General features: G+C 68.4%; 1 protein-coding gene. It reads left to right on the top strand.

All coding sequences use genetic code 11. The features are described 5' to 3' along the window. The first annotated feature begins 95 nt into the window (after positions 1–95). A protein-coding gene (locus OF850_RS23350; protein WP_301592840.1) for an IS630 family transposase occupies positions 96–1,044 on the top strand; the annotation gives its coding sequence in 2 pieces (ribosomal slippage) (positions 96–448 and positions 447–1,044; 951 coding nt in all). Positions 1,045–1,061: the final 17 nt, after the last annotated feature.

Below are 1,061 nucleotides of genomic sequence, written 5' to 3'. Positions count from 1 at the left end.
CTAGAGCACGTTCCGCCCGAGCTGATTCGCGAAAGCGCTTCCCCGACGCGGGGGTGATCTGATTCACCCTTCCTGCTGAGTGGAGACAGAAAGGCATGGCGAAAACCTTGTCGGAGGATCTGCGGGTTCGGGTGATCGGCGCGGTGGATGGCGGGATGTCGCGCCATGCGGCGGCCAAGCGGTTCGGGGTGTCGGTGGCCAGTGCGGTGCGCTGGCTGCGGGCCTGGCGCGATGCGGGAGCCAAGGCGGCCAAGCCGCGCGGGGGGGACCGCCACTCGCACCGGATCGAGGCTTTCAGCGCCGTGATCCTGGGCGCCATCGAGGCGCAGACCGACATCACCCTGGTGGAGCTGTCCGAGCTGCTCGAGCGTGAGCATGGCGCGCGCTTCGCCCCCAGCACGATCTGGCGCTTCGGGAAGCGGCATGGCCTCAGCTTCAAAAAAAAGCGCCCACGCGGCCGAGCAGGACAGGCCCGACGTCGCCGCACGGCGGCAAGCATGGTTCGACGCCCAGCCTGACCTCGATCCTGGGCGCCTGGTCTTCATCGATGAAACCGGTGCCAGCACCAAGATGGCCCGCCTACGCGGCCGCTCCCCGCGCGGCCAGCGCTGCCGGGCCTCGGTGCCGCACGGGCATTGGAAGACCACCACCTTCACCGGGGCGCTGCGGCTGTCGGGCATGACCGCGCCCATGGTGCTGGACGGGCCGATGAACGGCCGGGCCTTCCTGGCCTATGTCGAGCAGGTGCTGGTGCCGACGTTGCGGCCCGGGGACACCGTGATCCTGGACAACCTGCCGGCGCACAAGCCTCACGGCGTGCGCGAGGCCATCGAGCGGGTGGGAGCAAGGCTTTGCTTCCTGCCGCCCTACTCACCTGACTTCAACCCGATCGAGAACGCCTTCGCCAAGCTCAAGGCGCTGCTGCGCAAGGCCGCCGCCCGCACGGTCGAAGACCTCTGGGATGCCATCCGTGACGCACTTCCGGCCTTCACGCCGGCCGAGTGCGCGAACTACTTCACCGCCGCCGGATACGAGCCCGAATGATCAGATTCTGCTCTAGG

The sequence above is a fragment of the Sabulicella glaciei genome (assembly GCF_026183895.1).
Classification (GTDB): domain Bacteria; phylum Pseudomonadota; class Alphaproteobacteria; order Acetobacterales; family Acetobacteraceae; genus Roseococcus; species Roseococcus glaciei.
The sequence above is the reverse complement of the archived record's forward strand: the minus strand, read 5'-3'. Positions and strand labels throughout refer to the sequence as shown.